General features: G+C 45.6%; 13 protein-coding genes. 12 read left to right on the top strand and 1 reads right to left on the bottom strand.

Annotated features, from left to right (window positions below; translation table 11 throughout):
* Positions 1–51: 51 nt before the first annotated feature.
* A complete protein-coding gene (locus FHS68_RS09035) occupies positions 52–447 on the bottom strand; it encodes a DUF6544 family protein (RefSeq protein WP_167269293.1) in 396 nt (131 codons plus the stop codon).
* Between the two features lie 219 nt (positions 448–666).
* Between FHS68_RS09035 and FHS68_RS09030 the strand changes: the two genes are divergently transcribed.
* From FHS68_RS09030 to FHS68_RS26555, 12 genes are all read left to right on the top strand, one after another.
* Entirely contained in the window at positions 667–1,491 is an 825-nt protein-coding gene (locus FHS68_RS09030) for a PstS family phosphate ABC transporter substrate-binding protein (RefSeq protein WP_167269291.1), read from the top strand.
* Positions 1,492–1,497: 6 nt separating this feature from the next.
* On the top strand, positions 1,498–2,385 hold the full coding sequence (pstC, locus tag FHS68_RS09025; RefSeq protein WP_167269288.1) for a phosphate ABC transporter permease subunit PstC: 888 nt from the start codon (positions 1,498–1,500) through the stop codon (positions 2,383–2,385).
* The gene (gene pstA, locus FHS68_RS09020) at positions 2,382–3,227 is read left to right on the top strand and encodes a phosphate ABC transporter permease PstA (protein WP_208408265.1); all 846 of its coding nucleotides are present in this window, start codon (positions 2,382–2,384) and stop codon (positions 3,225–3,227) included. The genes pstC and pstA overlap by 4 nt, the downstream gene beginning before the upstream one ends.
* A gap of 10 nt (positions 3,228–3,237) precedes the next feature.
* Positions 3,238–3,984: a phosphate ABC transporter ATP-binding protein PstB gene (gene pstB / locus FHS68_RS09015; protein WP_310588558.1), complete on the top strand. Its 747-nt coding sequence runs from the start codon at positions 3,238–3,240 to the stop codon at positions 3,982–3,984.
* 55 nt (positions 3,985–4,039) lie between these two features.
* A complete protein-coding gene (locus FHS68_RS09010; protein ID WP_167269284.1) occupies positions 4,040–4,651 on the top strand; it encodes a pyridoxamine 5'-phosphate oxidase family protein in 612 nt (203 codons plus the stop codon).
* Between the two features lie 518 nt (positions 4,652–5,169).
* Entirely contained in the window at positions 5,170–6,858 is a 1,689-nt protein-coding gene (gene kdpA / locus FHS68_RS09000) for a potassium-transporting ATPase subunit KdpA (protein ID WP_167269282.1), read from the top strand.
* Positions 6,859–6,936: 78 nt separating this feature from the next.
* A complete protein-coding gene (kdpB, locus tag FHS68_RS08995; RefSeq protein WP_167269280.1) occupies positions 6,937–8,976 on the top strand; it encodes a potassium-transporting ATPase subunit KdpB in 2,040 nt (679 codons plus the stop codon).
* A 32-nt stretch (positions 8,977–9,008) separates the two neighbouring features.
* A complete protein-coding gene (locus tag FHS68_RS08990) occupies positions 9,009–9,566 on the top strand; it encodes a K(+)-transporting ATPase subunit C (protein WP_167269278.1) in 558 nt (185 codons plus the stop codon).
* Between the two features lie 136 nt (positions 9,567–9,702).
* Complete coding sequence (locus FHS68_RS08985; protein WP_167269276.1) at positions 9,703–10,827, top strand: sensor protein KdpD; 1,125 nt, start codon at positions 9,703–9,705, stop codon at positions 10,825–10,827.
* A gap of 21 nt (positions 10,828–10,848) precedes the next feature.
* Positions 10,849–12,582 (top strand): ATP-binding protein, encoded by a 1,734-nt coding sequence (locus tag FHS68_RS08980; protein WP_167269274.1) that lies wholly within the window; start codon positions 10,849–10,851, stop codon positions 12,580–12,582.
* A gap of 35 nt (positions 12,583–12,617) precedes the next feature.
* Entirely contained in the window at positions 12,618–13,550 is a 933-nt protein-coding gene (locus tag FHS68_RS26560; protein ID WP_262889580.1) for a KUP/HAK/KT family potassium transporter, read from the top strand.
* Positions 13,444–14,568, top strand: coding sequence for a KUP/HAK/KT family potassium transporter (locus FHS68_RS26555; RefSeq protein ID WP_310588557.1), 1,125 nt, complete (start codon positions 13,444–13,446; stop codon positions 14,566–14,568). Before FHS68_RS26560 ends, FHS68_RS26555 begins: the two co-directional genes overlap by 107 nt.
* Positions 14,569–14,636 lie beyond the last annotated feature (68 nt).

The following is a 14,636-nucleotide window of genomic DNA, read 5'->3' as shown; positions in this document are numbered from 1 at the left end:
GAAGCATTGCTGCCAGGCAGCCTTCGCAGTTGCCGGCATTATTACCAAAATTTAAAACATTTCACTTTTATCATACTCTATCTTTCTGATCTTAAACCTCGCGTAAGGGAAGTATCCTTCCTTTAATTGCCAGCCAGCTTCGAGTATTGTTGGGATCAGTACGTTATGGTGGACTTCATATCCGCTGGTCTTGTTGATCCATTTTTCCTTGCGCGCATCATCCATGTAGCGCTTTGTTTCCATTTGAACAATCTCATGGATTTTATTAAATGTTACTATAAAAGAAATTGGGATTTCCTTACGTCGAAAGTTCAGTTTCGCTGAATAATCGTCAACAGGTAACCATTCCAGACTTTCATTGGGCAGTAAATTGGTCGGGAGACAAACGCTTTCTCCCAGCCAGCGAAGCAATTCACCCTCGTCATAGGTAGGTCCTTTTCCGTCCAAGGATACCAATCGCGATGACAGCCAGGACTAATTTCCATGTCATGATTTCTTTTTTGATAAAGTTATCTATTCCATGATGAATTATCCTTGATGCTTCATGCATGATAGGAATGCCTCAGTAACCTGGGCGCGCTAACAGATTTCATAACAAAATGACAACATGGCCTTTCTTTCATTTTGGCTAATATTGATCTCTTTTTCAGGTTGATCAGTCATATCATGAGGTATTTTTCGGCTTGTGTGTTTTTGCTTCTGACTTCATGTGCCCGGGACAGCGATACGATCAAAATCAAGGGATCGGATACCGAAGTAAACCTGGCGGTCCAGCTTGCAGAGACGTTTCACAGTGATAACCCCGAAGTCTTTGTTTCGATTTCCGGAGGAGGTTCTGGCCTTGGGATTGCTTCCCTGCTCAATGGAACTGCCGATATGGCCAATTCTTCCCGGAGCATTAATAGCGAAGAAATCGTACTATTTCACAAGAAGACAATTACAATCGATTCTTTCATATTTGCTCAGGATGCCATTGCTTTCGTGGTATCCGACGAGCTGCCGATTGATTCGATCAGCACCAAAACCCTGGCCCTCGTCCTGAGTGGAACTTACAAGAATTGGTCCTCGGTGACTTCGAAAAAAATGCCTGTTAATATTTATGGAAGGCAAAGTAATTCCGGTACACACGATTTCGTCAAAAAAAAGCTGAAAATCGCGTTTAGCCCGCATGCAAAAGAAATGAACGGGAATGCGCAGATTTTGGAAGCCATCAAGCAGGATAACTCGGGCATTGGGTATGTAGGTGCCGGTTATGTCATCCACGGCGGTAGCAAAGGCTTGAAGGTTTTGACCGTCTATTCAGGAGAGGATATCGCCGTTTCGCCATTGAATTCCAAAATGATTGCCGCAGGAAAATATTTTTTCCAAAGGCCTTTGTTTCAGTATTATAAATCGAATTCATACGATAAAGTCAAGCCATTCCTGGATTTTGAGAAAGGTCAGATCGGGCAAAAAATCATTAAAGAGGCGGGCTACTATCCCGTAAACTGATTGTCAATGGACGTAAAGAAGCGGGAAACTACGGATTGGCTTTTAAAACAATTGTTTAAAGCCATTGGATTAATTACCATCGTTTTGCTCGGGGGTATTTTTATGATGCTGATCTACAACAGCATTGCCTTTTTTGCAAAAGTAAACCCGGTTGATTTTTTCACCGGTTACCAATGGGATCCGGGAAGTGTTGATGGGAATTATAGTATCCTGCCTTTATTGGCCAGTACCGGGCTGGTAGCGGCGGGTTCAATGCTGATCGCGGTGCCGCTGGGCATATTTACCGCCGCTTTTCTGTCAGAATTTGCACCAGGAAAGTTACAGGCTGTTTTAAAACCTGTAATTGAAATGCTTGCAGCCATTCCTTCCGTAGCCATTGGTTTTCTAGGGATCGTTTTGGTCGGGCCTGGCATTGCCAAACTATTTGGCATTCAAAATGGATTGAATGCCTTAAACGGTTCGGTGCTGCTCGCAGTGATGGCCCTCCCCACCATTATCACCATCAGTGAAGACGCCATTAATGCAGTTCCGAAAACGTACCGGGAAGCCTCCCTGGCACTCGGTGCGGATAAGTGGGCAACCTTATTTCAGGTAACCTTGCCTGCGGCGTTGCCCGGCCTGATCGCGGCCGTTATGCTTGGACTGGGCAGGGCGCTTGGGGAAACGATGACGGTTTTGATGGCCACCGGAAATGCGTCCGCGATGCCCGGCGGCTTCCTGGATTCCATCCGCACGATTACAGCCACCATTGCCATTGAAATGGGGGAGGTGCCTTATCAAACCACCCATTATTTTGCGCTTTTCGCCATTGCAGCCGTGCTATTCCTGATCACACTAGCTATTAACTTTCTGGGGGAATATTTCGCCAACAGCTTACGCAAATTTCAGGCATGAAAAAAAGACTATCCCGTTTTCTGAACTGGACGATTTTACTGGGGTGTACCATCCTTGTCTGCTTGTTCCTGGGAATTATTTTGTTTGATATATTTTCAAAAGGCATGTCCTCGCTTTCCTGGGGATTTATAAGCCAGCCGCCTACGAAGGGAATGACCCACGGGGGAATATTGCCCGCAATCACCGGCACGCTATGGCTTACGCTGATTACCACGCTCTTTGCTGTTCCTTTCGGCATTGCTTGTGCTATTTATCTCAATGAGTATGCAAGGCCTTCTGTGCTAACCAGCATGATTAGGGCATCTATCCGTAATCTGGCTGGCATTCCGTCCATTATTTATGGTTTGTTTGGGCTGGCTTTATTTGTTCAGGCGCTGCACCTGGGGACGTCCGTTTTGTCGGCTGGGCTGACATTGGGGCTGCTTTCGTTACCCTACATTATTACCACGACGGAGGAAGCGTTGAAAAGGATCCCTGACAGCATGCGGGAAGCTACACTTGCCTTGGGCGCCACGCAATTTGAAACCATCAAAGACGTGGTTTTGCCGAAAGCGCTGCCGGGTATTCTCACGGGTGTAATCCTCACATTATCCAGAGCAGCGGGCGAAACGGCACCTATCTTATTTACCGGTGTTGCTTTTTATATCAACGGCTCCACAACCTCCGTGAACCAGGAATTTATGGCTTTGCCTTATCATTTGTATATGCTGTCAACACAGCATCAGTCCATTGAACAGGTCAGGCCTTTGGCTTACGGCACGGCGGTTGTTTTGATTCTATTGGTTTTTGTGCTCAATATCATTGCCTTTTATATCCGCTTTAAGCAAAGGACTCAGCAGTAATATGGATCAGATTAAATTATCAGCTCATTCATTGAATCTCTATTTTGGGCAAAAACAAATATTGAAAAATATTAATATCGATTTTCCCAAAAATCAGGTTACCTCCTTAATCGGCCCTTCCGGTTGTGGGAAATCCACGCTGCTTCGCTGTTTCAATCGGATGCATGATTTGTCTTCCGATGCGAAGATTGAGGGTTCTATTAAGTTGGACGATCTGGATATTTATGACAAGAAGAACTCTGTTACCGAGATTCGTAAGAGGATCGGGATGGTATTTCAAAAGCCAAATCCATTGCCAAAAAGCATTTATGAAAACATGTCCTATGCTTTAAACATCCATCAATTCCCAAAAAATGAAATTCAAAAACTCATTGAATCGGCTTTAAAAGAAAGTTATTTGTGGGAAGAGGTAAAGGATGAGTTGAAAAAGCCAGCGGTAAAGTTATCAGGAGGGCAGCAGCAAAGACTATGTATTGCCCGCACAACCGTGCTTCGACCAGAGGTAATTTTAATGGATGAGCCGTGTTCAGCATTGGATCCCATCAGTACGCGAAAAATAGAAGAGTTGATTGTCAGTTTGAAGAAGGACTACACGATCGTGATCGTAACCCATAACATGCAGCAGGCCCAGCGTATTTCCGACAAAGTAGCCTTTATGTACCTGGGAGAATTGGTTGAATTTGGAAATTGCCAGGATGTGTTTCAAAACCCGCAGAACGAGTTGACCAAAAACTATGTAGGAGGGCATTTTGGCTGAAAGCATCAACCAGTACGATTAGATTTGAGTTAAATTTGTAAAAATTGACTTAATCATGGCGCGGAACTACGCATCTGTGGCTTTCACGAAAGAAGTAAAGGCCCTGCAAGAACGGTACGGGAGCCGCAAAGTTTATGCCCACGTCGAGCAGAAAACTTCAGGAACCGGACTTACAGACAGTGAAAAGCATTTCATTCAGGATCGCGACAGCTTTTACATCGCGAGTACCGGCGAAAATGGATTTCCCTACGTCCAGCATAGAGGTGGTAAGAAGGGGTTTCTTCGTACGATCGATTCAGTAACATTAGGGTTTGCAGACTTGCATGGCAACAAGCAATACATCTCGGTAGGCAATACTACGACTAACCCGAAAGTTTCGCTTATCCTGATGGATTATGCGCATCAGGCACGTTTAAAGATATATGCCGAAGTAGAAACGGTGGATATTGACAGCCATCCGGATTTAGCGAACCTAGTCATCCCAGAGGGCTATGAAAGCATCGCAGAACGGATTATTCTTCTTCATATAATAGCCTTCGATTGGAACTGTCCAAAGTATATCACGCCTCGTTATACTATTGAAGAAATCAACGAGATGCTGATGCCGCTGCAAGAACATATCAAGGAACTCGAATCAGAAGTCGCCCGGCTGAAAGAGGACCAATAACCTGCTAATATCAATAAAGCTCCGCTCACCACTGGCCAGAATCATTAGTCTTTTTTGATAGGGGTACCTATCAAAATGATAGTGTTTAACATAGCCAAAAATGACTCATTAAGTACATAAAACTTTGATAATGAGCACGTTTCTTTCTGTATGAAAGTTTTGGTATGCATTTGGAATGCATGAAGTAAAAAGTAAATATCATGCATAAAACATATCGATCTACAAGAAGGCTTGCCGCCATCCGTCAGGACATTAAGCCCTTTCATATCCTGATTGCATTTTACGTATTGATCGCAATATCAGGCCTTATTTATCAAGCTTTCACCTAAATATTATACATCATGCTTACAATCCTCTTGGTGGCCGCAGGCTGCGCCTGCTTTGCGCTATTTTATCAAACCGTCAAATTTTTTGAAAAGATCTAAAATCATGGCAGCATTATTCATTGTATCCATCGGCGTGTTTTTCTACATGTGCTATGTATTAATCAAACCCGAAAAATTTTAACACCATAGGTCATGAACACAGAAATTTTAGGCGTCATTGCCATGTATGCAGTTACGATCCTGCTGGCCATCCCATTTGGAAAGTACATTGCGAAGGTCTATGCGGGTGAAAAAACGCTGCTGGACGTTGTACTCACTCCTGTTGAAAAGTTATTTTTCCGCATCAGCGGAATCGACCGCAAGGCCGAAATGAATTGGAAGCAGCACATGGTGGCCTTGCTGACCATCAACTTTGTCTGGTTTTTGCTGGGCATGTTTGTGCTGATGAACCAGGGCTGGCTGCCATTAAACCCAGATGGCAACCCCGGACAAACCGCTGACCTGGCATTCAATACCAGCATTTCTTTTGTTGTCAACTGTAATTTGCAGCATTATTCTGGCGAAAGCGGCGTAAGCTATTTGTCGCAACTGTTTTTGATGTTCCTGCACTTCTTAAGTGCTGGCACCGGTATGGCCGCGGCAGTGGTAATATTCATTGCATTGAAAGAAAGGACTGCCGAAAAATTGGGTAATTTTTACAACCTGTTGGTGCTGTCATGTACGCGCATCCTGCTGCCCGCTTCCATACTTGTTGCTATTTTCCTTGCGTTTAATGGCACGCCGATGACTTTCGGTGGCAAGGACAGCATTATCAGCATGCAAGGCGACACCGTTGGTGTTTCAACCGGCCCGGTAGCAGCCTTCGTTGCTATCAAGCATTTGGGTACCAATGGTGGTGGATTTTATGGCGCTAACTCAGCCCACCCATTAGAAAACCCGAATTATGCAACTAATATGGTTGAGATGTTCGCTCAAATGATTATACCCTTGGCTATGATCTTTGCGTTTGGATTTTTCTTGAAAAGAAAGAAAATGGCCTGGATGATTTTCGGGGTGATGACCCTTGGCTTTCTATTGCTTTGTGTCCCCACTATTATCTGGGAAGTGAATGGTAACCCGGCCATCGCGCAAATGGGCGTTGATATGGGCTCGGGTGCGATGGAGGGTAAGGAAGTAAGATTTGGCAGCGCTGCTTCCGGCTTTTGGAGTATAGCCACTACCGTTATTTCAACCGGGTCGGTCAATTCCATGCATGATAGCAGCATGCCGCTCTCCGGGATGATGCAGCTGCTGGCCATGATGACCAATGCCTTTTATGGTGGTTGCGGGGTAGGAATTTTGAATTTCTTTATTTTTATCATCCTTGCCGTCTTTATCAGTGGCTTGATGGTAGGTCGTACGCCTGAGTTTTTAGGTAAAAAAATTGAAGGACGTGAAATGAAAATTGCGATGATCGTTGCGCTGCTCCACCCACTGCTGATCCTAGCAGGCACCGCACTGGCGACGGCTTTTCCTGAAATTACATCGGCTAACCTGAACAATCCTGGCTTTCACGGATTCAGTGAGATGCTGTATGAATATACATCTTCAGCAGCCAATAACGGAAGCGGTTTTGAAGGTTTGGGTGACAATAACCCCTGGTGGAACATTACCACAGGCTTTATTTTGATCCTTTCGCGTTTCATCCCGATTATCGGGCCGATTGCCATTGCAGGACTTTTGGCTAATAAAAAATACATCCCCGAAAGCGCGGGAACGCTGCGTACGGATTCAGCTACATTTGGAATGATGGTACTGGCCGTGATCGTGATCATCACAGCACTTTCATTCTTCCCATCGCTGACACTAGGTCCAATTGCTGAGTATTTCAGCATGCGTTAATTAAACTGAACAAATTAAAATAACAGCTAGCAGCCAAAAGCTAATCGCTAACCGCTAATAGCCAATAGCTCCAAAAAAATGAAAAATCAAAATGCATCCTTGTTCCAAAAGGATCTGGTAAGTGAAGCTCTCAAGCAATCCTTTATCAAATTAAATCCACAGATATTGTTCCGAAACCCGGTGATGTTCACCGTAGAAATAGGGACGTTCGTCATGTTTGCGGTCTGTATCTGGATATTGTCCGGCGATACCACGCAAGGTAGTTTCGGTTACAACTTTGCGATCTTTTTGATCCTGCTGCTCACGCTGCTGTTTGCCAACTTTGCCGAAGCCATTGCCGAAGCCCGCGGAAAAGCCCAGGCCGACAGTTTGCGGAAAACGCGCGAAGAAACACCAGCAAAACTGGTCATCGAAAATAAGCAAGGCTTCTCTGTTTCAACCCAAAGTGTGATGTCGGCCCAAATGAAAAAGGGAGATGTCTTCATTTGCGAAGCCGGTGATAACATTCCGACCGATGGTGAGATCATCGAAGGTCTGGCAACCATTGACGAGAGTGCCATCACAGGTGAGTCCGCGCCAGTGATCCGTGAAGCGGGGGGCGATAAAAGCAGCGTGACAGGCGGTACCAAAGTGTTGTCCGATAAGATCAAGGTAATGGTCACCACTGCACCGGGCGAAAGCTTTCTGGACAAAATGATTGCATTGGTAGAAGGTGCAAGCCGTCAGAAAACACCCAATGAAATAGCCCTGACGATTCTTTTGGCTGGGTTTACGCTGGTGTTTGTGATTGTCTGCATAACCTTAAAACCTTTCGCCGATTACTCAAATACGCCCATTACCATTGCCGCATTTATTTCGCTGTTTGTCTGTTTGATCCCGACAACGATTGGCGGCCTGCTATCAGCTATTGGTATTGCTGGTATGGACCGCGCGCTACGGGCTAATGTGATTACCAAATCCGGTAAGGCAGTGGAAACAGCGGGGGATATCGATGTGCTTTTGCTTGACAAAACAGGTACCATTACAATCGGAAATAGAAAGGCCACTCATTTTTACACTGCTAAGGGCATTACCGAAAACCATTTTATAAAGTCTGCGGTACTCAGCTCGATCTCCGATGAGACGCCCGAGGGAAAATCGATCCTGGAACTGGCCAATGCCAATGCTTCAACCTATCAGCTATCCGACCCCAAGTTCATCAAGTTTACCGCCGAAACCCGCAGCTCCGGAGTGGACTTCGAAACTACCCGGATCCGTAAAGGTGCTTTTGACTCGATCCGCAGCCTGGTTGTCAATGCAGGGAACCAATTTCCATCAGAAATTGAAGAACATGTAAAAACGATTTCCAGCAATGGTGGTACGCCCCTGGTAGTTTCTGAAAATGAAAGGGTATTAGGGGTGATCGAATTGCAGGATATTATCAAGCCGGGTATCAGCGAGCGGTTCGAGCGCCTTCGAAAAATGGGGGTCAAAACGGTGATGGTAACCGGTGATAACCCACTGACAGCCAAGTTCATTGCGGAGAAGGCAGGTGTGGACGATTTTATCGCCGAAGCGAAGCCGGAGGACAAAATGAATTACATTAAAAAAGAGCAGGAAGGCGGAAAGCTTGTGGCGATGATGGGGGACGGTACCAACGATGCACCTGCCCTTGCGCAGGCTGACGTGGGCGTGGCTATGAACAGCGGTACCCAGGCAGCGAAAGAAGCTGGTAACATGGTCGATCTGGACAATGACCCGACCAAACTGATCGAAATTGTAGAAATTGGAAAGCAGCTGCTGATGACGCGCGGAACGCTGACGACTTTTTCCATTGCGAATGACGTAGCCAAATACTTTGCCATCATCCCGGCGCTGTTTATTGCCAGTATCCCGGCACTTCAAGGATTGAACATCATGCGTCTGAATAGCCCGGAGAGCGCCATCCTGTCGGCAGTAATCTTTAATGCAATAATTATCCCTTTCCTGATCCCGCTCGCTTTGAAAGGGGTGGCTTATAAACCAATTGGCGCGAGTGCACTTCTGAGACGTAACCTTTTTATCTACGGTCTGGGTGGGATTTTGGTGCCTTTTATTGGGATCAAAGTGATTGACCTGGTGGTGAGCATCTGGATTTAGGAATTAGTTAGAAGAGTTAAAAAATTAAAAAAATGAAAACGAACATATTTCCCGCAATCAAACTTACGCTGGTTACTTTGATATTTTTCAGCGCAGTTTACCCGGCTTTGATCTGGGCTGTTGCCCAACTCGCACCCAACAACGGCCATGGCAGGGTGGTCACTGCCAATGGTAAAAAATACTACGCAAACATTGGTCAGACATTCACAAAAGACCGGTTTTTCAACAGCCGCCCGTCCGCAGTAGGTTACAATGCTGCCGGAAGTGGTGGCAGTAACAAAGGCCCTTCTAACCCTGAATATCTGGGGATCGTGCAGGCCCGTATCGATACATTCCTTGTTCACAATCCGGGCGTTGATAAAAAGGACATCCCAGTAGAGCTCGTTACTGCCAGTGGCAGCGGGCTTGATCCGGATATTTCGCCCAAGGCAGCATTGGTACAGGTCAAAAGGATTGCGTCTGTCCGTAAAGTTTCCGAAGACAAAATCAAACAGATTATCGATTCGAATACTGAAAAGCCATTATTAGGTCTGTTTGGGCCGGATAAAGTCAATGTGCTTAGTCTGAATTTGGCTTTGGAGAAACTATAAGGCATTTGCCTGCGCCTACAAACAGCGACGCAGGTACAGCAAATTTCCAAAGGCGCCACAGATATTCAATGATAAACAGGCTGAAAGCCAGTTGCAGTTGAATCCCGGCTGCCAGCGATTTTAACCCTACTTAAACATGGCCGAAACCAATCCAAGCGCACAGCATTTCCTGGACCTGATCAAAAGGTCCCGACGTGGCAAATTCAAAATTTACATCGGCATGAGCGCCGGGGTTGGCAAAACATTCCGGATGCTTCAGGAAGCGCATGCGCTGCTGCGCAATGGTATTGACGTTAAGATCGGATACATTGAGACCCACAACCGAAAAGAGACCCATGATCTGCTTGAAGGCCTGCCCGTCATTCCGCGCCGTAAGCTTTTTTATAAGGGAAAAGAGCTTGATGAGCTCGATGTGCAGGCGGTGATCAGTCTCAGGCCTGAGGTCGTGGTAGTCGACGAGCTGGCGCATACCAATATTGAAGGCAGCAAAAATGACAAACGCTGGCAAGATGTTCTTGAAATCCTGGAAGCGGGGATCAATGTGATCAGTGCTGTCAATATCCAGCATATTGAATCGCTTAACGAAGAAGTCAAAGAGATTACCGGTGTTGAAGTAAAGGAGCGGATCCCGGACAGCGTGCTGGGAGCAGCCGATGAGGTGGTTAACATTGACCTTACAGCCGATGAGCTGATCACCAGACTGAAAGAAGGCAAGATTTACAAGCCCGACAAAATCCAGACTGCGCTTAATAATTTTTTCAAGGCTGACCATATCTTGCAACTCAGGGAACTTGCCTTGAAAGAAGTGGCTAGTCAGGTCGAACGCAAAGTCGAATCTGAAATTCCGAAGCTGGTCGCATCCAAAAGGGAGAAATTCCTCGCCTGCATCAGCAGCAATGAAAATACGGCACGGCACGTGATCCGCAAGACGGCGCGACTAGCCAGTTATTACAACAGCAAATGGTTTGTGTTATATGTGCAGACGCCCAATGAGAGCCAGGACAAAATAGCGCTGGACAAGCAGCGGCATTTGATTAATAATTTTAAACTTGCGACCGAAATGGGGGCAGAGATCATCCGGGTGCAGGATGCCAATATCTCCCAAGCTATTATCCAGGTTGCCGAGCAACGGGAGATCACAACCATCTGTCTTGGAAAGCCACACATTAACCTGCTCAAGGTAATATTAGCCACCAACCTTTTCAATAACTTGTTAAAAAAACTCTCATCCTCAGACATTGACCTGGTTATCTTGTCGTAGACATACTCTGACTCTCTCCTTATGAAAATTAAAACCAAACTGCGGCTTGGACTTGGTGTCCTGTTTTTGATGATCCTGGCACTATCGCTAATCGCGGCCAGGTGCATTTATGTATTAAAAGAAGACACTGAAAACATCTTGCTGGACAACTACAAGACACTGGATTACACCAGGAGTATGTTTTTGGCCATTGACCAAATCCAAATCAACCCGGAAGCTTGGACGAAGTTTGAGCAAAACCTGAAAAATCAAATGGCTAATGTGACAGAGCCCGGGGAAGGGGAAATCACCGAAAAAATCCGCGCTCATTACGCTTCGCTGAAAACAGACCCTAACAGTAAGCACCTGGCAGTACTGATTAGAAATGACCTGGCCGAGCTGACTCGGATCAATATGGAAGCGATCCGAGCCAAAAGTGATAAGGCCTTAGCGACGGTCCAGTCTGCATTTATATGGATTGCACTGACGGGTACCGTTTGTTTTTTGATCGCATTTACCTTGCTGATCAACATGCCGGGCAATATAGGCAACCCGATCCGGGAACTAACTGAAAGTATCCGCGCGATCGCAGCGAAAAAATACGCCGAACGGTTGCATTTCTCTGGCAAGGACGAATTTGGCGAGCTGGCGAACTCTTTTAATACGATGGCTGAAAAGCTCGAAGAATACGACAATAGCAATCTATCTCAGATCCTTGTCGAAAAAAAGCGCATTGAAGCTTTGATCAATAACATGCATGAGCCAGTGATTGGGTTGGATGAAAACCAACGAATACTGTTTGCCAATGAAGAAGCAGTCAAGATTACCGGAATTGCCGGTAGCGACCTACTTGGCAAGTCTGCCATTGAGTTGGCGGAACACAATGATCTAATACGCGCCCTGATTCAAAATAAAACCGGCATGAATGGTGACATTGGGTATAAAACCACGCCGTCACTTAAAATTTACGCGGACGACAAAGAAAGTTATTTTGAAAAGGAAGTTGTCGATATAACAATCATTCCGACCGGGGAGCGTCAGAAGAAATTTATTGGACAGGTAATCCTTTTGAAGAATATTACCCCATTCAAAGAACTGGATTTTGCCAAAACCAATTTTATTGCGACGGTTTCCCATGAGCTGAAAACACCAATTTCTTCTATTAAAATGAGCTTGCAACTTTTGGAAAGCCAGCAAACCGGTATGCTTAATGAAGAGCAAAAGCAGTTGATGGAAAGCATCAAGGAAGATAGCAACAGGCTTTTAAAAATTACCGGTGAGCTTCTGAATATGTCACAAGTGGAGACGGGTAATATTCAGCTTAGTATCCAGCCAAGCAGCCCGGCTTCTATCATGCAATATGCCCTGGATGCCGTGAAGCTTTCCATGGAACAGAAGGGGATCGAACTGGTGGTACAAACAGATGAAAATTTGCCGGATGTAAAAGCGGACATGGAAAAAACAGCTTGGGTGCTTATCAATTTTTTGACCAATGCGATCCGCTACTCACAGCAAGAGGGCCGGTTGCTGCTGGAAATCAGGGATGGGCAAAACGGTGTCAGGTTCTCGGTGCGGGACGAAGGAAAAGGCATCGATAGCCGGTACCGAAACAAAATATTTGACAGGTATTTTCAAGTGCCTGGCAGTTCGAAGACCGGAACGGGCTTGGGGCTTGCGATCAGTAAGGAATTTATTGAGGCCCAAGGAGGGGCCATTGGCGTTAACAGCGAGATTGGCATGGGCAGTACCTTTTATTTCCAGCTTGCCAAGGCGTAGGTAATATCTTTTTGCTAAATAATCAGCACCTTATTTTGGACCAACACTACAACATTCAGGAGTTTCATAGCAGGGTTAAGCTGGCGGGGGTATTGCTTGCAACGGGCATTGTATTTGGCGATATCGGCACTTCTCCTTTGTATACCCTTAATGCGTTGTTTCATTCCGGTGAGGTGGTCAATCCAGTAAAAGCGCTGGGCATTCTGAGTTGTATTATCTGGACACTTACCCTTCAAACAACGCTCAAATACATCATTATCACGCTCACGGCCGACAATAACGGGGAGGGGGGCATTTTCTCGCTTTACACGTTGATCCGCAGTTATTTTGGCAAGTGGGCAGTGGTGCTGGCAGTGATGGGGGGCGCTTTTTTAATTGCAGATGGGATCATCACACCTCCTATTTCGGTAGCATCAGCTATCGAGGGTTTGCAAAAATTCAATCCGGATCTTGATACAGTGCCGATTGTAATTGCCATTATCGTTTTCCTTTTTCTGATCCAGCAGCTCGGTACCCAGCAGATCGGCAAGTTTTTCGGCCCTATTATGCTGATCTGGTTTTCCTTTATTGGGGGCATTGGCTTGCTCTCGATCTTTTCAAATCCGTCCGTTTTAAAGGCGATAAATCCGTACTATGCTTATAAGCTTTTAAGTGATTTTCCTGGCGGGTTCTGGTTTCTGGGGGGCATATTTCTTTGCACCACCGGAGCGGAAGCCTTGTACAGCGATATGGGACATGTGGGAAGAAATAATATTCGAGTTAGCTGGATCTATATTAAAATAACCCTCCTGCTTTCCTATGGTGGCCAAACGGCCTGGCTGCTTAATAACGGTGTTGCCAATGACCTGAGCCCATTTTACAATATTATCCCGGAGGCCATTTATATCCCTTCCGTCATCCCGGCATCGCTGGGCTACCGTCATTGCCAGCCAGGCACTGATCAGCGGCTGCTTTACGCTGGTCAATGAAGCAATCCGCCTGGGCTTATGGCCCCGAAACCGGGTCGTTTTCCCCGGAAGTATTAAGGGACAGATGTACATTCCTTTTTTTAACTGGTTTTTGATGGTGGCCTGTATCCTGATGGTACTCCATTTTAGGGAGTCCAAAAACATGGAAGCTGCATTCGGGCTTTCAGTGACCTTGACCATGCTTATTACTACGTTTCTGATCACGCTGTATCTAAAGATAAGAAAAGTGCCATTGATCGCTATCGTGCTTATTACTTCGCTTTTTTTGGCCGTTGAAATGTCTTTCTTGATTGCAAATCTTCAAAAACTTCATGAGGGCGGCTGGATAATGCTGGTCGTTGGGGGCTTGCTTACGGGACTTATGTTGATCTGGTATTATGGCAAAACTTCTCAAGATAAGCTGATTGCCAGGACGCAGTTATCACCGCTTGTTTTGCAAAAACTCAAAGATTTGAGCACCAATAGCAAGATTCGCAACCATGCTACTAACCTGATTTATTTGACTTCATCAGATAGCCCTGACACCATTGAAAACAGGGTGCTTGATTCTATTTTCCAAGCACCTGCCAAGCGGGCAGACATTTACTGGTTCCTGCATGTAAAGGTAACTGATGAGCCATACACATTACAATACGAGGCCAGCGCCTTGGCTATCAACGACGTTTATCATGTCGTTTTGCACATCGGTTTCCGTATTGAACCGAAAGTGGACCTGTTTTTTCGCAAGATCGCCATGGAGCTCATGGCCAAAGGAGAACTGAGTTATGAAAAGTCCGAAGAGAGAAAATATGATACGGATGATTTTGGGGATTATCGTTTCGTGGTTGCCAATTCCTTTTTGTCTTATGACAATAATTTGCCATACTGGCGTAATTTTCTAATCAAATCCTATTATAATTTGAAATTGATCGGGGTAAAGGAGGATGTCAATTTTGGGTTGGATGCGAGTAATGTCATTTGGGAGAGATATCCGCTCGTCTTCGCCAAGGCTGATCAGATCACACTGGTGAGGATTTAGGATTATCAAGTTCCATTTATTCTTCAATCCTAAATTAACAATTCTTAATATTCGTCCTGGTGCGGAGT

The organism is Dyadobacter arcticus (assembly GCF_011762185.1).
GTDB lineage: Bacteria > Bacteroidota > Bacteroidia > Cytophagales > Spirosomataceae > Dyadobacter > Dyadobacter arcticus.
The sequence above is the reverse complement of the archived record's forward strand: the minus strand, read 5'-3'. Positions and strand labels throughout refer to the sequence as shown.

What these genes read in the sequence shown, in the direction of transcription:
- FHS68_RS09030 (WP_167269291.1), top strand. Translation starts at nt 667, where the DNA reads ATGAGGTATTTTTCGGCTTGTGTGTTTTTGCTTCTGACTTCATGTGCC.
- pstC (WP_167269288.1), top strand. Translation starts at nt 1,498, where the DNA reads ATGGACGTAAAGAAGCGGGAAACTACGGATTGGCTTTTAAAACAATTG.
- pstA (WP_208408265.1), top strand. Translation starts at nt 2,382, where the DNA reads ATGAAAAAAAGACTATCCCGTTTTCTGAACTGGACGATTTTACTGGGG.
- FHS68_RS09010 (WP_167269284.1), top strand. Translation starts at nt 4,040, where the DNA reads ATGGCGCGGAACTACGCATCTGTGGCTTTCACGAAAGAAGTAAAGGCC.
- kdpA (WP_167269282.1), top strand. Translation starts at nt 5,170, where the DNA reads ATGAACACAGAAATTTTAGGCGTCATTGCCATGTATGCAGTTACGATC.
- kdpB (WP_167269280.1), top strand. Translation starts at nt 6,937, where the DNA reads ATGAAAAATCAAAATGCATCCTTGTTCCAAAAGGATCTGGTAAGTGAA.
- FHS68_RS08990 (WP_167269278.1), top strand. Translation starts at nt 9,009, where the DNA reads ATGAAAACGAACATATTTCCCGCAATCAAACTTACGCTGGTTACTTTG.
- FHS68_RS08985 (WP_167269276.1), top strand. Translation starts at nt 9,703, where the DNA reads ATGGCCGAAACCAATCCAAGCGCACAGCATTTCCTGGACCTGATCAAA.
- FHS68_RS08980 (WP_167269274.1), top strand. Translation starts at nt 10,849, where the DNA reads ATGAAAATTAAAACCAAACTGCGGCTTGGACTTGGTGTCCTGTTTTTG.